This is a genomic window from Aequorivita viscosa, assembly GCF_900106795.1.
Classification (GTDB): domain Bacteria; phylum Bacteroidota; class Bacteroidia; order Flavobacteriales; family Flavobacteriaceae; genus Aequorivita; species Aequorivita viscosa.
This window is the reverse complement of record NZ_FNNS01000016.1, coordinates 10822-35361: the sequence shown is the minus strand read 5'-3', so window position 1 is coordinate 35361 and position 24540 is coordinate 10822. Positions and strand designations below refer to the sequence as shown.

Below are 24540 nucleotides of genomic sequence, written 5' to 3'. Positions count from 1 at the left end.
AGTAAAACAAATTACATCCGGAAGACTAACTTGCCAAAAAAAGATATAGTATTTAGTTCTTTTTCAACAGCTTATTTCTTTGAAAGATTGTCTACCCTTAACCTATTACAGCACTAATTTACAGCTATTGAAGCTTGTGGAATCTTGGTGCTATTGTAATTTAAAATACTCGATTATCGCTTTTCGAATATCCGAGGCTGTTTCTTTTTCGATAGGATAATAAACATTTAGCACTTCTGGATTCTCTGGAGTAAGGAAAGGTATATCATAGCCTTTTAATAAGAAATCGCTAAAAGCTACTGAATAGGTGTTTTCATTTTCGACTAAATCGGTTCCAATTTGCCAATTTCCGTTTGTATTTTTAGAAAAATTATAGCGTTGTAAATAAGCTCCTGTTCCACTTTTTTCTACTCCGTAATTCAATATTTCTATTAAAAGGCTACCTTTTAAATCAACTCGCAGAACGCTTCCTCCAAAAGGAAGCACCCTAAAAATATCTGTGCTAGTAATATCGCCAATTAAGTTATCATCAATTCGGATGGAGCCTCCGTTAACCAAGGCAGCATTTACTTTTCCTGTATACGCATTCGCCATAGAGCGGGTAATAATATCGCCCAGATTGGTTTGTTTACTTCTACTCGCTTTATCGGTTCCGTCTAACGGAATTGAAGCGTGATAAATAATTTCATTGGGGTTATCAATCACTTCTTTTAATTTGTTGTTCAATAATTCATTCCATTTGGTAACAACAACTTCTACTTTAGGACTGGAAGGCGTTTTGTCAGTAACCATCACCAAATCAGAATCAACCTGAAGGTTTTTACTATTTAGATTATACGTTAACGTATGAACATAAACACTCTTTGCATTGGCATCTGCTTTGGCTATTATTGTGCTACCTTCTTTTTCAAGCATATTAAAATGTTCGTGACCTCCCATTATTAGAGGAATTGACTGCAGACGTTTTGCAATTTCAAAATCCTCTTCTAAAGCAACGTGGGTAAGTCCTACGACAAAATCCGTATTCTGAAGCGCTAGGTTGTATGCCCTTTCGGCATTTTCATAAATATCGCCATAGTAAACGTAATCTTTCAGGTTTGAAGGAAGTGTAACCCCGAATACGCCGAATTTCAATTTATCACTTCCGGAGCCAACAGCTGTAAAGATTTCATAATCCGAAGTCACTATTTTATTTAGACCACTTCCTGTAACAAAAGGCAAAGTCCCGTTTTCAGTAACATGACGTGTATTAGCTGTAGTCCATTTAAAGGTAGACTCCTCCAATCTTTTTAGAAGCTCCTTTTCTTTTAAATCGAATTCGTGATTTCCGAAGGTTACCAAATCTATTTCCAAGGCGTTTAAAACATCTATCATATGCTTCCCATTAAGGCGTTCCCCATCCACTTTAACTGTTCCTAGAAGTGAAGGGTTTAAAAAATCGCCTGCCAAAAACAAATACGTGTTTGGGAATTTCTCTTTTATAGAATCACGGATAAAACCTACGCGTGCTAGTCCGCCATACTCACCTCCGTTGAGTGGGGCGATTTCATAGATATCATTAATTTGTACAATTTTAATGGTAATCTCACCTGTTTTATTGGTAGCATCTTTGGATACACCGCAACTCGTTAAGAACAAACTTGCGATTGCTATGAATAAGAATCTTCCCATTTCGAAATGTTTAATGGTATTTAGTGAAAATTTTTGTTGCTTCGTTATGTGCGCTTTCAAACGACATAGGGCTGATATTTGAAGAAACCTTGTTTGTTGTAAAGTAACTCAGCATTTTTTCTGTTGGCATATTCCCCGTTAAATCGTCCTTTGCCATTGGGCATCCACCAAAACCTTGAATAGCACCGTCAAACCTTCTACAGCCAGCCTTATAGGCAGCATCAACTTTTTCGAACCACGCAGTCGGTGTGGTGTGTAAATGCGCACCGAATTCTATCTCAGGATATTTCGGGATCAAGTTGGAAAATAAATAGGAAATAATATCAGGCGTAGACGAGCCAACGGTATCGCTTAACGAAAGAATCTTCACGCCCATAGACGCCAATTTTTCGGTCCACTCCCCTACTATATCTACATTCCAAGGATCGCCATACGGATTTCCAAAACCCATAGACAGATAAGCGACAACTTCCTTATCGTTTTTATGCGCTAGATTTAAAATCTCTTGGAGTATCACCAAAGATTCGGCAATCGTTTTATGAGTATTCCGCATCTGAAAATTCTCCGAAATGGAAAACGGGTAACCCAAATAATCTATTTCTGGATGTTTTACGGCATCTATTGCCCCTCGCTCATTGGCGATAATGGCTAGTAACTTACTTGATGTTTTTGAGAGATCGAGTTTTGAAAGTACTTCGGCTGTATCCTGCATTTGCGGAATGGCTTTAGGCGAAACAAAGCTTCCAAAATCAATGGTATCAAAACCACAGCGCAAAAGCGACTGAATGTATTGCACCTTTTTTTCAGTGGGAATCCAATCCTTAATGCCTTGCATGGCATCGCGCGGACATTCTATTATTTTTACTTGCTGCATTGGCTCAAAGATAAGAATTCCCACGAAGTCAGAAATCTTTCCTCTTTAAAAATGGTTTATAAAAAATAATTTGAAATTAGAAAGTGGCGAAAAGTATATTAAGGCAGTAGAATGAAAGTTGCAATCCCCACAAAAACCACAATCTGCAACCATTTTAAAACAACTCCCATATTTTTCCATTCTATAAGCAGCTTAGAGATTCGTCCTGCGGCGAGTGCAATGCTGCTGAAAGTGATAAAGGAAACAATCATAAAAACAATTCCTAAAATATAAAACTGAACTATCGTATTCCCTTCCTTATCCCATAGAAAACCTGGGAAAAACGCCAAGAAGAAAATCATCACTTTCGGATTCACCAAATTCATTATTACACCTGTTTTAAACAGTTGGAGATACGATTTTTTAGGTGCGTTATTAGCTACAGAAATATCCGAATCACTTTTATAAACTTTGTAAGCCAAATAAAGTAAATAGCAAGCTCCCAAAACCTTTATTCCATAAAAAATTTCTTCGGAAGCAATTAAAATAGCCGAAAGACCAAAAGCCAAAAGCGTGGTGTGGACAATGCAGCCACTTATCAAGCCAGCAGTGGTTGCAATTCCGCTTTTAGTTCCATTCGCCAAAGATTGCGTAAGCACATAAATATTGTCAGGCCCTGGAGAAATGGCGAGGGCAAGCGTAGCGATTGAGAAAGAAATTAGGGTTTCTATCATAAAAAATGGCGTAAGACCGCTGCACTATAGGACGTACGATATAAGACTTTCAATTTATTGAATTTAAATTTTATATTAATAGAATTGATTATCCGCAAAATATCATAATGAGTGAATTGTAACATTAAAACAACTTTTATAAGGAGTCTCAAATGCCAATTACCTTTTTTATTCTGCGTTAATCGGCGTGATCTGTGGGATAATTTTCGCGTTCTCAGATTTTCGGTTCCCGTTGATGTCGCACATACTCGCAGACCTATTACTCGTATGACAAAAAACAAATATATAATAAAAGGCGTCCTACGTCGTAAGTCCTTTAATCCTAAGTCCTTTTTAAAATTGCTTTGTTAATCCGCTTAATCAAACCTGGGCCTTCGTAAATAAAACCGGTGTAAAGTTGTACCAAGCTAGCGCCGGCGTCTAGTTTTTCCAGCGCATCTTCTTCGGAATGAATTCCGCCAACTCCAATTATCGGGAACGATTTATTGCTTTTTTCTGACAAAAAGCGGATTACTTCTGTCGCCCTGTTAGTTAATGGTTTTCCACTAAGGCCGCCCATTTCCTTTTGTTTTTCTGAAGTAAGTTCGTCGCGTGAAATAGTAGTATTGGTAGCGATAACCCCAGCTATTTTAGTTTCAGAAACGATATCTATTATATCCAAAAGTTGGTCGTTCGTTAAATCGGGTGCAATTTTTAGAAGAATAGGTTTGCAAGTTTTCGACTCATTTCGAGCTGACATTGCTTTGTTTCTATCTTGAAGTGTTTGCAGTAATCCGGTTAAAGGCCTCTTCTCTTGCAGTTCCCTAAGGTTTGGCGTATTTGGCGAACTAACGTTTACTACAAAATAATCGACATAATCATACAGCGCATCAAAACAGATTATGTAATCGTTGACCGCTTCTTCGTTGGGAGTGACTTTGTTTTTCCCGATGTTTCCACCGATTAAGACCCTTCCAATTCCTTTTGGATTCTCTTTCAGCCTTTCAACCGCTTCTTCCACCCCTCCATTATTAAAACCCATTCGGTTAATGACGGCCGAGTCTTCTTTCAATCTGAAGAGTCTCGGCTTTTCATTTCCAGCTTGTGGCTTTGGGGTTACAGTTCCTATTTCAATAAACCCGAATCCAAAATTCGAGAGTTCTTTGTAAAGTTTCGCATCTTTGTCAAAACCAGCTGCAAGTCCAACGGGATTCGGAAATTTCAATCCGAATAATTCGCGTTCAAGTTTAGGGTCTTCGATTTTATAGATACTTCGGAAAATACTTCCGAAGCCAATCTTATGAAAAGAGCGAACCATTGAGAATGTAAAATGGTGAATTTTCTCTGGATCGAAGCTAAAAAACAGGGGGCGAATGATGGTTTTATACATGGTTGACAAATATGGTACAAAAATACACTAAACCATGTATTTGTTATTTTGAATATGCTTTATTTTGCACTGTAAAAGAAAAGTTATGATTGAAAAAAAACACATTATTGATCGCTTCACCAGCTATGTAACGATTGACACAGAAAGTGACCCCAATAGCAATACAACACCAAGCACTGAAAAGCAATGGAACCTCGCCAATAAACTGGTTGAGGAGTTGAAACAAATAGGCCTGGAAGATGTAACCATAGACGAAAACGCCTATATAATGGCTACGTTGCCTTCTAACGTTTCGTACCCAGTGCCAGTAATTGGGTTTATTTCACATTTTGATACCTCACCCGATTTTACAGGAGCGAATGTTAAACCACAAATTATCGAAAATTACGATGGAAAAGATATTGTTCTTAACGAAGAACAAAACATTATACTCTCTCCAGATTATTTCGAGGATTTATTAATGTATAAAGGACAAACTCTTATTACCACAGACGGAACAACGCTTCTAGGTGCAGATGATAAAGCTGGAATTACCGAAATAGTGTCAGCGATGGAATATCTTATCAATAACCCAGAAATTAAACACGGGAAAATTCGAGTTGGTTTTACTCCTGATGAAGAAATTGGTCGGGGCGCCCATAAGTTTGACGTTGAAAAGTTTGGAGCGGAATGGGCGTATACTATGGACGGAAGTCAAGTAGGTGAGCTGGAATACGAAAACTTCAATGCTGCCGGAGCGGTGGTTACTATTAAAGGTAAAATCGTACATCCTGGATATGCCAAAGGAAAAATGATAAACAGTATGTACATTGCTACAGACTATATTAACTCGCTTCCAAGACTTGAAACTCCTGAACACACCGAAGGCCGTGAAGGATTTTTCCATCTTCATACAATTGATGGCAGTGTTGACGAAACAAAACTACAATACATTATTCGCGATCATAACAAAGAACATTTTGAAGCGCGAAAAGAAATGATGAAAGAATTGGCAAACGATATCAACGAGCAATTCCAGATGGAAGCTGTATCTGTTAAAATAAAGGATCAGTATTTCAATATGCGTGAAAAAATCGAACCTGTGATGCATATAGTTTCTATCGCAAAGGAAGCCATGGAACAGTTAGGATTTAAACCATTAATAAAGCCTATCCGCGGTGGAACTGATGGCTCACAATTAAGTTTTATGGGGCTTCCTTGTCCAAATATATTTGCTGGAGGTCACAATTTTCACGGAAGATATGAATACGTTCCTGTAGAAAGCATCATAAAAGCAACGGAGGTAATTGTTAAAATTGCAGAACTTACTGCTAAAGATCTTACGAATTACAAATCAGGAGAGGAATAAGTATTGAAACTTCAATAAATCAAGCACCAAATTCCAATGAATACTTTTGGAATTTGGTGCTTTTTATTTGGGTTCTAAATTCTTAAAGAAACAATTGAGTAAGCGTATAAATCAAAAGACCTACAAATCCGCCTACTAAAGTGCCGTTTATACGAATGAACTGCAGATCTTTTCCTACCTCCAATTCTAGCTTTTCACTTAGCTCCTTGCCTTTCCAACCAGCTACAGTCCTGCTTATTAAAGCTTCAACCTCATCTCTGTTTTTAAGAACCATTCGATATAAAAAGTGGCGCACCCAACTATTTATGCGACTACTCAATGCTTGATCGTGAGACAGGCTGTGCGAAAGTTTTTGAATGTTACTTTTTAAATAACCCTGTAGTTGCGAATCTGGATTTTCTAAGTTTTGAATCAGAAGTCCTTTAATAGATTGCCAAGCGTCATCTGTGTAGGGGCGTAGATTTTGTTCCGTTAGCACTTCTTGCTTCAGGTTATCAAATTTCTTCTTCCAACTTTCAGAAACTATTACATCATTTGAAAAATTCCGTAGATTTTCTGTAAGTTTCTTTCGAACAAAATGTTCTTTATCTGCATCTACTTCGTCAAGAAATTTAACTAATCCATCTACAACTTCAGTCGATATTTTTTTTCCAGCTAAAAAAGCTAGAAAAGGTCTATTTTCGTACAAGCGTTGCCGAATCAATTCTTCACTTTCATTGATATAGCCTTTAATTTGTGGGAGTAATACTTCTAGTAAATGAATATGTTCGTTCTTTTCAATAAAGTAATCGATACCAGAAGATGTTATTTTTTGAAAATCGATTTCATGTAAAATTTCGGTGCCTTTTATTGCAAGAAACGTTTCTACGTCTTTATCTTTAAGATCGGAAATAATTTTTTTTGTGAGACCAACAACTTCAGTTTCTAGAATTTTCTGGCTAGACGGTTTATTCAACCACTCAGACACCCACTTAACAACGTCTAGTTTTTCAATATATGGCCGTATGTTTTCGGAGTTTAAGAAATTGTCTTTCACAAATTTTCCTAAATTCTGACCCAGATCATCTTTTTTCCTTTCAATTAAATTAGTGTGTGGAATAGGAATTCCTAATGGGTGCTTAAAAATAGCCGTTACTGCAAACCAATCGGCGAGTGCACCAACCATTCCCGCTTCAGAAAAAGCTTCGACATAACCCATCCACGTTTGGCCACCGTTGTGCTGTAAATATACCATTGCAGCATAAACGATTGCCATGAAAAAGAAAAGACCAGTTGCTAATCTTTTATGTTTCCGGAGTTGGTTTTTTTTGTGGTTGGACATAGCTATTAAAGATAGAAAATTAAGTGTAAACCAAATTGTTTATGCCGCAACATAAAATAAAATTCGCTTTAAATTCTCGGCAATTATTATTTAAAATAAAGAACTCCCCTACTATTAATTATAGCAAGGGAGTTTTTAAATAAAAGGAACAATTAATTACTTCTTTTCCTTTACGGGTGCGTTTAGTTTTGCTGTTTTTTCCATAGAAATAGCAGATCTCTCAAACTTCATTTTTCCAGCCAAACTTTCGATAATGCAGGTTCCGTCGTCAAAAAGGTCAAGGACTTTTCCATGCATGCCTCCCATTGTAATCACTTTATCGCCTTTTTTAAGTTGGGCGGCAAACTGTTTTTCTTGTTTGGCTTTTTTCATTTGAGGACGTATCAAGAAGAGATACATTACTAGAAATAATAAAACTATTGGTAAAAATTGAGAAAGATCTCCCATAACAGTAACTATAAATATTGAATTTAATTAAGATGTTGGTGCTTTGGTTGTTGGATTAGTAGGATTTACGAATGCCTTAATAACCAAAGACTCAGTTCCAGCTTCTGTATTTGTTGTAAGTGTGATGGTTTTGCTAACTTGATTTTGTCCGCTTCCATCAAACTTCACTAATAATTCGCCTTCTCCTCCCGGTGCGATAGGATCTTTTGTCCATTCCGGTACAGTACATCCACAGCTACTTTTTGCATTTACAATCATCAATGGAGCGTCACCAGTATTCTTAAATTTGAAAAGGTGCTCTACGTGAGTTCCTTTGTCGATAGTTCCAAAATCGTATTGACTTTCTTCAAAAGTGATTTTTGGAAACTTACCCGACTCTGCATCACGATCTGCAGCGGCGGCAACATTCTCTTCATTTACTTTATCTGCTGCATTATCTTTGCAAGAAGAAAATGCAAAAACAGACAGAACTGCTAGTAATAAGATTGATTTTTTCATTGTAATAAATATTTTTTGTTTTTAGCACGCCAAAAATAGGCATTTTTTCACTATTAATGAAGGCCTCGTCCTATTTTATTGAGTTTGCCATTCTCGGTAAATTCTTTAACAATTTTGTCTAAAATTCCGTTAACGAAAATGCTGCTTTTCGGTGTAGAATATTCTTTAGATATTTCGAGATACTCATTAATAGTAGCTCTAGCAGGAATTGATGGGAAGTACAAAAACTCAGCAATGCCCATTTTTAAAATAATTAAATCTACATCTGCAATACGATCCTGATCCCAATTTGGGGTTTTACCCGTTATTTCAGCATTTAATTTATCTTCGTTTAAAATAACTTTTCTGAAAAGTTGAATAGCATACTGCCTGTCTTCTTCATTCTTATATAAATCAGGCACTAACAAGTCGGATGCGTTTTTCTCTGAAAGTTTGCCTAGCATTTTCACAATAGCAGTGTTTACAAGTGGAAAGTCGTCTATCCAAGTTAGACGTTTGTCTTCAATATACTCGTAAATTTTTTCGTTAGGAGCTACAATTTCTTTAAAAACGCGGATTACAAACTTTTGATCTTCTTTAAAATCAGTTTCTTTTAATTCGAGATAGGCTTGATACCAGTCTTTTTGTTTAAGCGCATTAAACAGAATATTCACATATTCGGAATCCAGATCCCAATAGTTCAGTTTTTTCTTTTCTATTGTTTCAACAAAAAGTGAATTGGTTGCTATTAAATTCAGCACTTTGTTCTTAACAAACGTTTGGCTAGGATTTTTTTCAGTTTCTGTTGCTAGGTGTTTTTGCTGTGATATTATCATAAATCGATCAGCTTGCCCTTGCATGGCCACCATTAGTTGAAGCATTAACAGGTAGAGATCCTGCATTTGCTCGATACTGTATTTCAAAAACTTTTCTTGTGTATCAATATCGGGGTTTTCCAACCTATTATAAGCATAAACCGACTGTAAAACCTTTACCCTGACATGTCTTCTTGTAAGCATATTTTTTAAAGAACTATTTTGATAAAAAAACAACGCACAAGTTTTTACCTGTGCGCTGCAAAGATACATAAAATTGTAAGTGCCAAGTGGCACAAATTAGTGACTATTTTTCGTTTTTTCTTGCATCAATACGTGCTTGTGCAATATTGAAAGCTGCTTGATACGTAGTAATGTCATTAACATCAGCATTTTTCAAAATTTCGAGCGTTGTGTTGTAGATGTTTTCTGTTTTTCGAATTATTTCAGCTCGGTCGTATTTTACGAGTTCAGCATAAACGTTAATAATTCCGCCCGCATTAATTAAAAAGTCTGGAGCCCAAACAATTCCTTTTTCCCGTAGTGCTTTTCCGTGTTTTTGTTCAACCGCCAATTGGTTGTTTGCTGCACCTGCGATTACTTTTGCTTTAAACTGACCAATAGTATCGTCATTTACTGTAGCACCTAAAGCACAAGGAGCATAGATGTCCATTTCTTCAGAATACAGGTTTTTACCTTCGTAAATTTTTACTCCGTATTTGTCGCGAACTTCTTCCAAACGCTCTTGGTTGATGTCGGAAATAACAACCTTAGCGCCTTCTTTGCTCAAGTGTTCTACCAAAGACTCACCAACATTACCAATACCTTGAACATAGATAACTTTACCTTGAAGATCCTCTGTTCCGTAGGTATATTTTGCAGCGGCCTTCATACCCATATACACACCATACGCTGTAATAGGAGAAGGATTTCCTGAACCTCCATTTGCTTCAGAAATACCAGTTACGTGCGGAGTTACGGTACGTACAAGATCCATGTCGGAAGTTTTCATTCCTACATCTTCGGCAGTAATATATTTCCCCCCTAATGAATGTACAAACTCTCCGAACTTCAACATTAGTTCAGGAGTTTTTTGTGCTTTAGCATCACCAATAATCACAGCTTTTCCTCCACCCAGATCAAGGCCCGTAATAGCGCTTTTAAAAGTCATTCCCCTTGAAAGTCGCAAAACATCGTTTAATGCATCCCACTCGCTAGAGTAATTCCACATTCTGGTTCCACCCAAAGCTGGTCCCAAAACTGTATTGTGAATCCCAATTATTGCTTTTAATCCAGTATCTTTGTCGTTGCAAAAAACAATTTGTTCGTGATTGTCAAAAGATCCTTGTCCAAAAACTGGATCTATTTTATGAAGTTCTTTAGTGTCGATTATATCGGTGCTCATAGCTTTATATAATTAATTATTTATTTCTCAAAATGGTAATGCAAAAGTAGTGGTTTGCTATATATTCTACAAAGCAAAGCCTGTTAATTTAGGAATATTTTAAACCGCTCGCAGTTTCTGAAAATGAAAGAATTAAAATACCTAAACCCTTATTTTTTTAAATACAAAGGCCGATTGATCGTAGGGGTGTTTATAACCATTATTGCCACAGTCTTTAAACTTGTAGTCCCAATGAAAATTGGAGACTCTGTAACTATCGTTGAACAGTATATGAATGGCGAAATAACCGATTTGGCATACGTAAAACAGCACCTTTTAATTAATGTTTTAATACTTTTAGGCGCAGCATTACTTTCTGGCTTTTTCACATTTATGATGCGACAAACGTTCATTGTGGTCTCTAGATATGTAGAATACGATTTAAAAAACGTAGTGTTTGAACAGTATCAAAAACTATCATTAGGATTCTACAAACAAAATAGAACAGGAGATTTAATGAATCGCATTAGCGAAGATGTGTCTAAAGTACGAATGTATGTAGGACCTGCTTTTATGTATAGCATCACGACAATTACCTTATTTATAGTGGTAATTAGTTATATGTTTTATCAGGATCCAATATTGACGTTATATGCCATTGCCCCACTACCCTTGCTATCTGTTGCTATTTTCAAGCTGAGTGTAATGATTAATAAGCGGAGCACCATTGTTCAACAATACCTATCAAAATTAACGTCGTTTACGCAAGAGAGTTTTAGCGGAATTTCAGTAATAAAAGCGTACGGAATAGAGCCACGAATTAATCAAGATTTCGAGAATCTTGCAGAAGGCAGTAAGGATAAAAACATCGATTTAGCTAAAGTTCAGGCATTGTTCGCTCCTTTAATGATTCTATTAATAGGCGTGAGTAATATTCTCGTAATTTATATTGGGGGAATGCGCTATATGGATGGAAAAATAGAAGAACTAGGAACCCTAGTAGAATTTTTGATGTACGTAAATATGCTCACCTGGCCCGTTGCAATCGTAGGGTTTGTTGCTTCAATGGTTCAGCAGGCAGAAGCTTCGCAAAAACGAATTAACGAATTTCTAAAAACAGAACCAGATATTCAAAATGAAGTTGAAGAAAACACTCCTATCGATGGAAATATAGTGTTTAACAACCTTACATTCACTTATCCCGATACCGGCATCGTAGCGTTAAAAGATATTTCATTTTCGGTAAAACCAGGAGACACCCTTGCTATAGTAGGAAATACTGGTTCAGGAAAATCTACTATTCTTGAACTTATAGGAAGACTTTACGACGTTGAAGAAGGAATGTTAACTATTGACGGCATTCCGATCAAAAACCTTAATTTATCCGATTTAAGAAGCAGTATTGGCTATGTTCCCCAGGATGCATTTTTATTTAGCGATACGCTTCGGAATAATATTCGATTTGGAAAAGAAGACGCTACTGAGGAGGAGGTTATTGAAGCTGCAAAAAGCGCTGTGGTTCACAAAAATATTATTGAATTCAACAAGGGCTACGACACAGTTCTTGGAGAGCGTGGAATAACGCTGAGTGGAGGTCAAAAGCAACGTTTGTCAATTGCACGTGCAATTATAAAAGACCCGAAAATCCTGCTATTTGACGACAGTCTTTCAGCCGTAGATACTGAAACAGAAGAACAAATACTTCAGCACCTTCACAAAATTTCAAAAGATAAAACAACGATTATTGTAAGCCATCGAATATCTTCAGTAAAAAATGCTACTAACATTATTGTATTAGAAGATGGGAAAATAATACAGAGCGGATCGCACAACGAACTTGTGAATCTAGAAGGATATTATAAGGAATTGTACGCAAAACAACTCTTGGAAAAAGAAATGTAAATTTTACTTTGGATGGTTTGGAAATTTTTAGGATTTTTGGCACCGTATAAAGAAAAAAACAAACAACATGGGCGATCAATTTACAATGGAGCAAGAAGAGATTTTTTCAAAAGTGATGCGAGCTGGAAGACGTACTTATTTTTTTGACGTACGGTCTACTAAAGCAGGAGACTTTTACCTGACAATAACCGAAAGCAAGAAGTTTACTAACGACGATGGATCTTTCCACTACAAAAAACATAAGATTTATTTGTATAAAGAAGATTTTAGCGAGTTCAAAGACACTCTGGCTGAAATGATAGATTATGTTATTGATGAAAAAGGCGAAGAGGTAATTAGCGAGCGTCATCAAAAGGATTACAAACCGCCACATGCAGATGAAAAAAGTACTGCAGACCTCTCAAAAGTAGCTCAAAACGGCGATGTTGATACAAGCACGTTTACCGACATCGAATTTGACGATATTTAAAATAATGTAAATTAAGGCTTACACCGGCACAGCGAAAACTGTTGCCGGTTTTTTTATTTCTAAATTTAAAGGTCGCTATAAATACTTTTTATATTTTACACCTTCGAAATTATTATTCGTACGCTTACAGTATGTCAAAGAAACTTTGCAAACCTTTTAAAAGAGACCTGAACTTTTCAGGCCTGGATCATATAGTTATTGGTAGCGGAGTGGGCGGACTAACAGTCGCTACTTGGCTTGCCAAAGCTGGAAAAAAAGTTGCTATTTTCGAAAAGCATTATGTGCCTGGTGGTTTTACACACAGTTTTAAAAGAAAAGACGGCTTTCAATGGGATGTTGGAGTACATTATGTTGGTAATATGGCAAAAGACGGCTCATTGCGAGGGTTTTTCGATTTTTTGACAGATGGAAAATTAGCTTGGGAAAGCATGGGCGACATATACGATGTTGCAAATATTGACGGCACCGAATATATTTTTAAAGCTGGTAAAGAAAACTTCAGAAAACAATTTATTAGCTATTTTCCAAATGAAGAAAAAGCAATTGACAAATATTTAGAACTAATTGAAAAAGCAAACAAACGCGGAAGTGCCTTCTTTTTTGAAAAGGTGTTTGAGCGTTGGCTAAGCAATTCGGTTGGTTGGATATTTAGAAAAAGATATGCCAAATACACCCAAAAAACTACGTACGAGGTTCTAAGTGAAATCACAAAAAACGAACGATTAATCGCTGTTCTATGCGCCCAATGCGGCAACTACGGCCTATCGCCACAAGAAAGCAGTTTTGGAGTTCATGCCATGGTAATTGGTCATTTTTTAGAAGGCGGTTACTACCCTGTTGGAGGCGCAGACCAAATATGCGAAAAAACGTTGGAGGTATTTACAGCAAACGGCGGAACCATTTATATAAATGCCGATGTTACAAAAATTGTTACCAAAAACAAACAAGTTCAAGGAATACAAATTGGAGAAAAGTTTATTTCTTGCAAGAGTGTAATTAGTAATATTGGCGTAAACAATACCTTTAACAGCCTACTTTCCGAAACAGATCGAAACATTTGTAATTTTAACCTAAAGAATGTAAAACCTGCAAGCGCCCATATTTGTCTATATTTAGGATTAAATAAATCGAGTGATGCGTTAAATCTACCTAAACATAATTTCTGGTATTACAAGAACCAAAATATAGACGAGATTTTTCATGAAGCTACGCTCCAAAACGCGCCAAAAAACTTCGCATATATTTCATTTCCTTCAGCAAAAGACCCTAACTGGGATATTGCTAATCCTAACACGTCTACCATTCAAGCTATTACTATTGGAAAAATGGAGTGGTTTGAAGCCTACAAAAACACAAACTGGATGAAACGTAGCAAGACATATCTAACGCTTAAAAAAGAATTTGAAGAAGAAATGCTAAAAGTGCTATTCAAATTTTTTCCCCAAATTGAAGGAACAATCATTGCTTCCGAAGTTTCTACACCGCTTTCAACAGCGAATTTCACAAGTTATAAAAGCGGTGAAATATACGGGTTGGCACATGCTACAGAAAGATTTAAACTCCCTTTTCTTAGACCAAAAACAAAGCTAAAAGGACTCTATTTAACTGGTCAAGATATAACGATAGTAGGTGTTGCTGGAGCCATGCTTTCTGGTTTATTATGCGCCACAACTATATTAAAGTTTGGTTCTTGGAAGATTTTTAAAGAAATTGGACGAAGTAAAAAGTAGACGACTTTTTAATTACTTTAGCCACAAATTTGAGCAATATGATGCGAACTAAAATTATAATCACAATTCTTGCAATTGCTTGTTTATCGGGCATAGGTTTTTCTCAAGAAGACACTACAGCCGTTAAAAAAGATTCGGTAAATATTGCATTGCTGGAAAGTTATAATAAACGACTTCTCGAAATAGAGAAACAACGTATTGCAGATTCTGTGCAAAAAGTCGCGTTAGAACAGCAATTAAACGCTCTAAAAACGACCGATAATTTAAAGAAAGAAGAACTGCAGGCACAGCTAATTGCTATTAATGAGAAAGAAAACTCACGGATTTCAGAAAAAAGAGCGCGTATAGACTCATTAAAAAAAGTAACAAAAGGCTATCCTGTTACTGGTTTTTTTGGAGACACGCTATTTCTGTTGTATTCTAAATCTGGTAGTTTTTCACCAAAAGAGCGCGCCGAAGCTGTAAATAAAAGAATTGAAAAACTAGGAAGCACGATTGATTTTGATGTTAATTCTCTTAAAATAGAAAATGCTGAAACCACCTTTGATATACTTCAAGGCGAATCCATTATAATGAGTATTAATGAATCGGATGCACTTTGGAATAATACTACAAAGGAAGAATTAGCCAAAGAGTACGTGGCTATTATTAATGCCGAAGTAATTGAATATAAAGAAGAAACTAATTATTTAAACCTAGCAATGAAAATAGGTTTGGCTATTTTAGTGCTTCTTATTATTGCGGCTCTTGTTAAATATATTTCAAAATTATTCGCTTGGACAGCATTAAAGATACAATCTCAAGAAAATAAAAAAATTAAAGGAGTTCAAATTAAAAACTACACCTTATTTGATGCAAAGAGGCAGATAAGTGTGCTGTTGTTGTTAAATAATGCCGTAAAATGGTTTACGATAGTTGTAGCTATTTATATTGCCCTACCTATTCTTTTTGGTATTTTCCCTTGGACACAACATTTTGCCGCAACTCTTTTTGGGTATGTTTTAGATCCGTTAAAAAACATCTTACTCTCGTTTTGGAACTACCTGCCAAATTTAATTACAATTATAGTTATCATAGTAGTCTATCGCTATGTACTTCGCGCAATACGATTCTTAAAAGACGAAATTGCACAAGGTAACCTCCAGCTTAACGGGTTTTATCCCGATTGGGCAGAACCGACATATCAAATAGTTCGAATTCTTTTATTAGCCTTCATGTTTGTAGTCCTATGGCCTTATTTACCAGGGAGTGACTCTCCTATTTTTAAAGGAGTGTCTGTATTTTTAGGTTTTCTGTTCACTTTTGGCTCTGCAGGTTCTTTATCGAACGTTATTGCAGGTTTGGTTCTTACTTATATGCGATTGTTTACCATTGGCGATCGTGTAAAAATCGGTGATGTTACTGGCGATGTAATTGAGAAATCTGCATTGGTTACACGAGTTAGAACTCCGTTTAATGAAATTATATCCATCCCAAATTCTACAGTAATGAATAGCCATACCATAAATTACAGTAGCGATGCCCCTGAAAAAGGATTGATAGTACATACAACAGTTACTATTGGTTATGATGTTCCTTGGAAAGACGTACATACGGCGTTAATAGACGCTGCTTTACGCACTGAACTTATTTTAAAAGAACCAAATCCGTTTGTGTTTCAAACCGGACTCGAAGATTTTTATGTAGCCTATGAGGTTCATGCCTATGTTCGTGAAGCTAATAAACAAGGAAGTATTTATTCCGATTTGCGTCAAAACATTCAAGATGTATTTAATGAACGTGGAATTGAAATTCTGTCGCCACATTACCGAGCTGCCCGCGATGGAAATTCGACTACAATCCCTGCTAATTATTTACCGAAAGATTATGAAGCTCCAAGTTTTAATATAAGAACGCAAGGAAAGAAATAGAAGTAAAAGAATTTCTGAATAAGCAATCGATAATGTCCGTGGATAGAAACAAGAAACTTTGACTTGCCCAGCAACCACCGCCTAACTTTAAGAACCAAGCGTCTAATCCAAAAATATAAATGGTTTAAATAATAGTTTAAGATTTTTAGATAAAACACCATTGAATCTATTGGTTTTGTTTCTAAGGAAAAGGAAGATGAAAAGGAAAGTTTTTATTAAGTTAAGTAGCTCAAACACGTTATTAATCTAGCCTTTTATAACAGGGGTTAAACTTTAGTTGCATAGGCGTAATTTACATAATTACAGTAAATTTTAACAGTCGCTTTTTTAATGGCTTTTAATGACTTATCTATGGCTTATCTATGGCTTATCTATGGCTTATCTATGATTGATCCGCATCTTTGCATCTTCTTAAAATAACTATATCGCTAACTTTCAAAAAAGAGGTTTAGGCCTATTTTCAAAAACACTATCTTTGCCGCCCTTAAAAAACCAAAAATGTTAGCAAAATACCTATTAACTTTCACTCAAAACCCAAAAAATGATATTCTTTCGGGACTTACTGTTGCACTTGCATTAGTCCCTGAAGCTGTAGCTTTTTCATTTGTTGCAGGAGTTGACCCTTTGGTCGGGTTATATGGCGCTTTTATTATGGGGATTGTTACCGCCTTGTTTGGTGGGCGGCCCGGAATGATTTCTGGAGCAACTGGAGCGATGGCTGTAGTTATGGTTCATTTAATCCAAAAAGGGAATGAAGTTGGGCTATCGTTAGATTCTCCTGTTGAGTATCTCGGTTTACAATGGCTTTTTATAACACTACTGTTTGTGGGAGCTATTCAAATTATGGCTGGGGTATTTAAATTAGGAAAATTTGTCCGACTCATCCCACATCCCGTAATGATGGGGTTTGTAAATGGCTTGGCAATAGTTATATTCCTTTCACAATTGGGGCTTTTTAAGGAAAGTCGTGGCACTGTTCCACAATGGCTAAGCGGTATGGATTTATGGGTTATGTTAGGCCTTGTAGGATTAACGATGGCTATTATGTTCGGACTTCCTAAACTTACAAAAAAATTACCAGCAGCTTTAATTGCGATTGTCGTAGTTGCTTCTATTACTATTTTCGGCAACCTAGATGTTAGCACTGTTGGATCGTTTATACGCGATGGTGGCGGGAGTGGCTTAAAGGGTTCTCTTCCTGTATTTCAAACCCATCTTTTTGGATTTATAGACACAATTAGTGGGCATTGGGATCTAATACTATCAACAGCATTTTTACTTGCAGCGGTTGGCCTTATTGAGTCGTTAATGACATTAAATTTAATAGATGAAATGACTGAAACTCGTGGAAGCGGGAATCGCGAATGTGTGGCTCAAGGAAGCGCAAATATCTTAAATGGCTTTTTTGGAGGTATGGGAGGTTGTGCTATGATTGGTCAATCTATTATTAACGTAAGCTCTGGCGGACGCGGAAGACTCTCGGGCGCAACGGCAGCAATTGCTCTTTTATGCTTCGTACTGTTTGGCGCTCCATTGATTGAGCAAATACCAATTGCAGCATTAGTTGGAGTCATGTTTATGGTTGTAATTGGCACATTTGCTTGGAGTAGTTTTAGAATTCTACATAAAATCCCTGTTGCAGATGCTATCGTTTTAATTACGGTTTCGGTAGTTACTGTATGGCAAGATTTGGCTATTGCGGTACTAGTGGGTGTAATAATGAGTGCCCTTGTTTTTGCTTGGAAAAGCGCAACACGAATTCGAGCTAGAAAAAGAATTAAAGAAGACGGCACCAAGGTTTATGAAATCTGGGGACCCTTATTTTTTGGCTCTACAACAGCATTTAACAGCAAGTTTAGTGTTTCTTCCGATCCAGAATCAATCGAGATAGATTTTATTGAATCTAGAATATCTGATCATTCGGGTGTGGAAGCCGTTCGAAATATAGCAAATAAGTATATCGATAGTGGGAAGGAAATAAAACTGACACACCTTAGTCCAGATTGTAAAGCACTTCTTTTAAAATGGAATCCAGAGTTTGAGACGATAATAGAAGATTCTGTTGAAGACCCGAGATATCACGTGGTAACAAATGTATTAGACGCAGAGGTTTAGCACCATTTATAAGTATTAAATTCCAGGTAATTTTCTGATATTTAAATCTACTCTAAGACTTTAGTCATTGATTGGGGAATCACGAGTTTTAACCAAATTATCGGTGTACGCTAAAAATATATACAGTAGAGCTTATAGTTTGCTGGTTTAAGTATCGGTCTTTTCAAACTATCGCTTTCCGAAAACCATTCATCCAGTTTTAAGAAACATCTTCCTGCTCTTTTCGAAGGTGATATTTCCTTACTTCAATATCCTTCTTTCCCATAGGTATCTACGGTTTTGTTTCGTACAGATTCCTCTTGCTTTAATTAAATTGCATTTATTCAGAATACTAATAGTTCTTCGCTCCTTCACATTAAGCTCCAACTATTTGATATTGAAAGAAAGCGAAGCGAAAAAAAATAGCCGCCTCAAATGAGACGGCTATTATTAATTAGTATTTAGAGTTTTAAAACGTACTACTCTTTTACAACCTTGAAGTTCTCTTCAAGTCCACCTTCAAAAGTTACACGGAAAATGAATGTTCCGGTAGGTAAAGAAGAAACATCTACTTTACCATCAGCAAATTGATTGGTATTCAATACTTGCTGACCCAATACGTTGTATGCTGAAACAGACTCGATGTTCTGATTAGCTGTAACGTAAAGCACTTCAGACATTGGGTTTGGATAATATGAGAAGTTTAGGTTTGAGAAATCTTCAACACCAACTGTACCATCAACAGTAACAGTGTAGTCTTCAGTTTCTCCATATCCTTGATCTTCATCACACGCTAGATCCCAAGTAGCTGAATCACCAGGTACTGCAGCAACACGAACTCTCATTCTATAGTCACCGTTTGCTAAACCTGTAGGAATAGCGATATCTCCAGTTAATGCTTCAGCAGATCCAGTTCCGATGAAGAAGAATTCATTTTCATCAAAAGTTTGACTGTTGTCGAAATCAATCCATACAGAAACTGATTCAACATCCCATCCGCCGCCTACGCTAACAGAAATTGGGAATGTTCCACCAGATTGAACGGTAGCTGCCATTGCAGTATAATCACCGTATCCATCTACGCTACAAGTTGTAGTGTTATCAATCCCTTCGAAAGTAACATTTGTAATACTATCATCGTCAGAGCAATCTAACATTGGGATACAATATCCAGCCGCACTAGTAACAGTAACGGTGTAGTCTTCGGTTTCTCCATAGCCTTGATCTTCATCACAAGCTAAATCCCAAGTAGCTGCATCGCCAGGTACTGCAGCAACACGAACTCTCATTCTGTAGTCACCATCTGCTGCATCTGCAGGAATAGCAATGTTTTCAGTTAAAACCTCACCGCTTCCTGTTCCAATATAGAAGAATTCGTTTTCATCAAAAGTTCCACTGTTGTCGAAATCAATCCAAACAGATGCTGACTCAACGTTCCATCCATCACCTACGGTTACAGACATTGGGAATGTTCCGCCAGATTGAACTGTGGCAACCATTGCTGTATAGTCACCATATCCACTTGGACTACAAGTAGTAGTATTGTCAATTTCCTGGAAAGTAACATTTGTTATGGCATCATTATCAGTACAATCCAATACTGGAATACAGTATATAGAAGGCTCAATAGTTGTAAATGTTGCAACAGAAGAATATGAAGATTCTGCTGAAGGTCCACAAGTTACTTCCAGTCTCCATTCTACAACAACCCCGCTAGTAGCAGGTGCAGTAGCCATAAAGTCGGCATAAGTAGTTGAAGAAGCTCCTTCATTTACCCATCCAGCAGCATCTGTATTTGATTGCCATTGGTAAGTAATTCCGTTTGCAGATGTAAATCCTGTAGCTGAAACTGTATAAGCTGAGTTAGCCTCACCGCTTTCTGGATTTGCAGTTGCTAGACCACCGTCAGGAGTACCAGTACAATCGTCTGTACTTCCTTCAAGGATGTTTAATGTAAAGTCTATGGCTTGACCGTATCCTGCTTCAACACCTTGGCCAAATGGGTCAAACTGAATTCCACAAGGTGTTACAATTGGAAGAGAAAGATCATCAAAATATGTTTTTGTAATTCTGATACGAGTTTCTCCAAGAACAGCATCTGCAGGCACTAGAATGTCCATATTCACAGAAATACCATCGGCTCCATCAGAATTGGCTAAAGTTCCAAGTTCATAAATTTCACCTGCATCATCTAGCATATCATTTTGGTTCCAATCGATAAACGCTACGATATTTGTTTCAAAATCGCCATACGTATTTCCTTCAACTGAAAGATTATATGTTTGACCAGCTGTGAAATCTACTATAACATCGGTGTGGTCTACTAATGGATCTGTTGTGTTCGTGTTTGTTATAACGTTTGTTGCATCAACATCTATACTAGTGATTTCTTCTACCCATACATCACCTGCATCGGCTATATCACAATACGGGCTTGGGAAAGGTCCGCTAGCTCCAGGCACACTCAGTGTATAGTCTTCAAATTCACCATAGCCAAAACCTGTCTCACAAGGGTCAATGTCTCCTTCAGGATCAAGCCAATGGCTAACAACTCTCATTCTTGTATCTCCTGAAGCTGCATCCATTGGGATAGTAAACGACCCCATATGTTGAGCTGAATAGGATGTAGAGTTATAAACTACTTCTTCAGTAGTATCAAATACACCATCCATATTCCAATCTACCCAGATTCTAAATCCAGCAGTACCACCTAAAACATCAACTGTAAAGCTAATTTCATCTCCTGGGTTTCCTTCAACCGTCATTGCTGTGAAGTCACCATATCCATTTGGAGCGTAACCACTGCCAAGGTTAGAAATGTTTTCGATCCCTCCTGTAGTTGAGAAGTTATCGATATAACGAGCAGAGTTAGTTCCTTCTGGAATACAATAGCAATCAGATGGATTTGGGTTTAAAGTTACCTCAATAATTTCAGAATCATCCATATCTCCGTTAGTACACTCTACGTGGTAACGATAATCTGTTGCTACATCAATACCAGCAATGGTAATTGTTGAAGAAGCTACACCTAAATCTGTCCAAGTTCCTGATCCTGCAGGAGAAGATTGCCACGTTCTGGTTAAACCATCAGCTGGCTCAGAATTTCCTGTAACAGTCATGCTGAAAGGTGCCAAGGCACAAACTTCCATTTCTGTTTCACCTACAACTGTTCCTGCAACGGCTTCCGTACAAGTATCAAGCGTAGCAATATTAATTGTATAATCCTCATATTCTCCCTGTCCTGTATGGGCACAAGCGTTAGCAGGTCCAGAACTTGGTGTATAAGAAGATCCGATTCTCATTCTATAGTTTCCAGTGGCACCTACTGGCATTGTAAGTGAGCCAGTATAGTTTCCGCTGTAACTAGTAGATTGGTAAACCATTTCAGTTGTCTCGTCAAATGTGAGATCATTGTTCCAATCTATCCAGATTTTCAAACCTGCAGTTTCTCCACTTTCTAATGCTACAGTGTAGCTAATGGTTTCCTCTGGAGTAACGACTACAGTTTGAGCACTGAAATCACTATATCCAGATCCTGTTATTCCAGCTCCTGAATCTAAGTTGCTAATATCAGCTCCAGAATCTCCTGTTATAGTAACACTTTCAATATAACCAGAGTCTCCAGTATTAGTAGGAATACAATATCCAGTGTAAACACCTAAAGGTCCAGTCCACAGACTTAAGTCTCCAGCTCCGCAATCTGCTTGAACATAGACATCATATGCAGTTTCAGCGGTTAAGCCAGTTATTTGAAAGTTTGTCGCTGTAGCAACTGCAGTTCCAACTTCGTCTGCATCGCCAGGAGTATAACCAGTAGCACCCCAAGAAACATTCCAGGAAGTTTCAGTATTACCAGCCATCCAATCGATGTCTACTGTAGAATCAGTAACACCTGTAGCGGCAAGAGTAGATGGTGCCATACAAGAAGGTACTACTTCCCAATAAACGTCATCCCAATAGTGACTAGTTCCATTGGCTGCACTTTTAATACCCAATCTAGCCCCAGCAGGAACTGTATTAGGAACAACCACTGAATATTCAGAATTTGTAGCATACGAAGTGTTAGTAATGCTTACTTCTTGAATTAAAGTAAAGCTATCATAATCAGTAACATCCGTAACATAACCTACTAATAAAGCACCAGAACCTGAGCCTACTCTTGCAGAAAGCTTTAAACGGTGAGTACCTGCGTCTATATTAGAAAATTCTGGCAATGCTACAATAATTGAATTCGATGTAGCACTAGCATATTGATAAATATTTCGAGTTCCTGAAGCTGGAGAAGTTGAAGATATAGTCTGACTTCCTGCGGATGCAGCTGGAACTATTCTTTCCCAACAATCTGGAACAATGCTTCCTGTATCGTACGAATCAAAGTTTTCGACCATAGTGTCAACAACACCACAAGCAGTTTTAAATGAATAGCCTATCCAGGCACTTTCTTCTCCACCACAATCTGCTTGAACATAAACTCTGTAACTAGTGTTTGGTGTTAACCCCATTACTTGGTATGAAGTCGTACTTACAGTAGCCTGACCGATTTCATTACCATCACCAGGAATGTAGTCTGCTAATCCCCAAGTTAGATTCCACGAAGTTTCAGTAGCACCAGCTGTCCAGTTAACATCGGCTGTAGTTTGAGTTATTGCAGAAGCAGCAACTTCAGTTGGACTTGGACATGATTGTTGGATACCTCCCAAGATCATAGTATTGATATAATCTACTCTAGTAGAAGCTGAAGGAGGCGATGTAGGATCAGGGTTCGTTGTATCATTTCTATACGTCATTCCTCTGTTAGTCCCTGTAATAGTTTCAGTTTTTGCGAAATTAGCAGAACAAGTATATCCTGGCATATTTTCATGAACAGCTACAACTAAGTGGTCTGTTCCGTTATAACTAAATGGAGTATCGAATGTTATTGTCATCCAATTTCCTGCAGCTGGATATGTTACTGTACCTGAATAAACTTGTTCAAGTCCTGCAGCGTCAACCCAATCAGTAGTAGAAGCAAATGTTGTTTGAGTTGAATGACCTAAATAGATATCCCAATCTAAACTGTTATCAAATCCACCGCTTGTATAGTAAAAAGAGATAGAAGTAATATCTCCAGAGGCGTTAATCTCGCTTGAATATACTATTTGCTGCGTGTATGAATACCCCCAACACCCAGCAATTGGTATGGTAGAGGTCGTCCCGTCTTGTTCCCCAATGGAAACTTGCGCCATTCCTTGCCACGAAAACGTGGAAATCAGTAACGCTAAAAATAAAAAGGTAATTTTTTTAATCATTATGAATTGTTTTGGTTAATAATAAAGGCGTGAAGTTAAAAAATTCTAAACGGACTCACAATGTTTTACTAGATTGAATTAAAATAAAATAACACAGATAACCCCGCGTGTGTTTTTAACAGATTTTGAAAATTTTATCCATACACTAAGAAAGTTACCTCAAAAAATCTTTATTTTACTTTCAGGTTTATGAAATAAAATAAAGATTCTACCTATTAATTTTTAATTGGACCAAAAACACACACGGAGTATTGTTAATAATTTTATATTCTCTGAAAAATCAAAAGCCTCAACATTCGATTTTTGGATAGATAAACCTCAGTTAATTTGAGAACAATTTTAAAAGCATTCTTCTTATTGACCTTAATTTTGAGTTAAATTGCGGTTTAAAATAAAGTTCTAAGGCATCGCGAACAAGAATTAAGAATTTATGCTTTTTAGCTAGACAACTTATTCCCCCTATTCAAAACAAGCATCTGAAGTAGTTATCAACTGAATTGAACTTATAAAGTTTGCAGGATAATAAAAACAAATAAACTCATAATCACTAACTATCATTCCTATCACAGATATAGGACGACTAAATAAGTGTACTCAGCCAAGCAAATGGTGCTGAACAATCATTTAGAAGCGTGCATAAAATTCACTTTTTTCAAATATATCACCTCACCAAGCTTTTATGGAATTAATTGTAATCGCAATTTAGAATACAAAAAAAGCTTCCTTAT

The 24540-nt window shown here is 37.0% G+C and carries 16 protein-coding genes; 6 read left to right on the top strand and 10 right to left on the bottom strand.

The features are described 5' to 3' along the window. Positions 1-150 precede the first annotated feature (150 nt). From BLW28_RS10175 to BLW28_RS10160, 4 genes are all read right to left on the bottom strand, one after another. Entirely contained in the window at positions 151-1671 is a 1521-nt protein-coding gene (locus tag BLW28_RS10175) for a bifunctional metallophosphatase/5'-nucleotidase (protein ID WP_073219064.1), read from the bottom strand. Between the two features lie 10 nt (positions 1672-1681). Beyond that, a complete protein-coding gene (locus BLW28_RS10170) occupies positions 1682-2545 on the bottom strand; it encodes a hydroxymethylglutaryl-CoA lyase (RefSeq protein ID WP_073219067.1) in 864 nt (287 codons plus the stop codon). Between the two features lie 98 nt (positions 2546-2643). Beyond that, positions 2644-3258, bottom strand: coding sequence for a LysE family translocator (locus BLW28_RS10165; protein ID WP_073218998.1), 615 nt, complete (start codon positions 3256-3258; stop codon positions 2644-2646). A gap of 322 nt (positions 3259-3580) precedes the next feature. Beyond that, the gene (locus BLW28_RS10160) at positions 3581-4627 is read right to left on the bottom strand and encodes a quinone-dependent dihydroorotate dehydrogenase (protein ID WP_073219001.1); all 1047 of its coding nucleotides are present in this window, start codon (positions 4625-4627) and stop codon (positions 3581-3583) included. Positions 4628-4712: 85 nt separating this feature from the next. Here BLW28_RS10160 and pepT point away from each other — a divergent pair, with 85 nt between their 5' ends. Next, positions 4713-5975 carry a peptidase T gene (gene pepT / locus BLW28_RS10155; protein WP_073219004.1) on the top strand — a complete coding sequence of 421 codons (1263 nt, stop codon included), beginning with the start codon at positions 4713-4715 and terminating at the stop codon, positions 5973-5975. A gap of 82 nt (positions 5976-6057) precedes the next feature. On the opposite strand, the gene BLW28_RS10150 is transcribed toward pepT, so the two are convergent. The 5 genes from BLW28_RS10150 to BLW28_RS10130 form a co-directional block, all read right to left on the bottom strand. Beyond that, a complete protein-coding gene (locus BLW28_RS10150; protein ID WP_073219006.1) occupies positions 6058-7296 on the bottom strand; it encodes a DUF445 domain-containing protein in 1239 nt (412 codons plus the stop codon). Between the two features lie 156 nt (positions 7297-7452). After that, on the bottom strand, positions 7453-7743 hold the full coding sequence (gene yajC, locus BLW28_RS10145) for a preprotein translocase subunit YajC (protein ID WP_073219009.1): 291 nt from the start codon (positions 7741-7743) through the stop codon (positions 7453-7455). 27 nt (positions 7744-7770) lie between these two features. Further along, positions 7771-8241: a DUF1573 domain-containing protein gene (locus BLW28_RS10140; protein WP_073219012.1), complete on the bottom strand. Its 471-nt coding sequence runs from the start codon at positions 8239-8241 to the stop codon at positions 7771-7773. Between the two features lie 53 nt (positions 8242-8294). Next, positions 8295-9239 carry a transcription antitermination factor NusB gene (gene nusB / locus BLW28_RS10135; protein ID WP_073219070.1) on the bottom strand — a complete coding sequence of 315 codons (945 nt, stop codon included), beginning with the start codon at positions 9237-9239 and terminating at the stop codon, positions 8295-8297. A 103-nt stretch (positions 9240-9342) separates the two neighbouring features. Continuing rightward, entirely contained in the window at positions 9343-10440 is a 1098-nt protein-coding gene (locus tag BLW28_RS10130; RefSeq protein WP_073219015.1) for a Glu/Leu/Phe/Val family dehydrogenase, read from the bottom strand. Positions 10441-10563: 123 nt separating this feature from the next. Between BLW28_RS10130 and BLW28_RS10125 the strand changes: the two genes are divergently transcribed. The 5 genes from BLW28_RS10125 to BLW28_RS10105 all read left to right on the top strand — a co-directional run bounded on the left by BLW28_RS10125 (position 10564) and on the right by BLW28_RS10105 (position 18545). After that, on the top strand, positions 10564-12321 hold the full coding sequence (locus tag BLW28_RS10125) for an ABC transporter ATP-binding protein (RefSeq protein WP_073219018.1): 1758 nt from the start codon (positions 10564-10566) through the stop codon (positions 12319-12321). Between the two features lie 67 nt (positions 12322-12388). Next, positions 12389-12790 (top strand): PUR family DNA/RNA-binding protein, encoded by a 402-nt coding sequence (locus tag BLW28_RS10120; protein WP_073219021.1) that lies wholly within the window; start codon positions 12389-12391, stop codon positions 12788-12790. Between the two features lie 131 nt (positions 12791-12921). Beyond that, the gene (locus tag BLW28_RS10115; RefSeq protein ID WP_073219023.1) at positions 12922-14520 is read left to right on the top strand and encodes a phytoene desaturase family protein; all 1599 of its coding nucleotides are present in this window, start codon (positions 12922-12924) and stop codon (positions 14518-14520) included. 38 nt (positions 14521-14558) lie between these two features. Continuing rightward, a complete protein-coding gene (locus tag BLW28_RS10110) occupies positions 14559-16430 on the top strand; it encodes a mechanosensitive ion channel family protein (protein WP_073219026.1) in 1872 nt (623 codons plus the stop codon). Between the two features lie 498 nt (positions 16431-16928). Beyond that, complete coding sequence (locus tag BLW28_RS10105; RefSeq protein WP_073219029.1) at positions 16929-18545, top strand: SulP family inorganic anion transporter; 1617 nt, start codon at positions 16929-16931, stop codon at positions 18543-18545. 458 nt (positions 18546-19003) lie between these two features. Here the strand turns inward: BLW28_RS10105 and BLW28_RS10100 are convergent, their stop codons facing one another. Next, a complete protein-coding gene (locus BLW28_RS10100; protein WP_073219032.1) occupies positions 19004-23812 on the bottom strand; it encodes a GEVED domain-containing protein in 4809 nt (1602 codons plus the stop codon). Positions 23813-24540 lie beyond the last annotated feature (728 nt).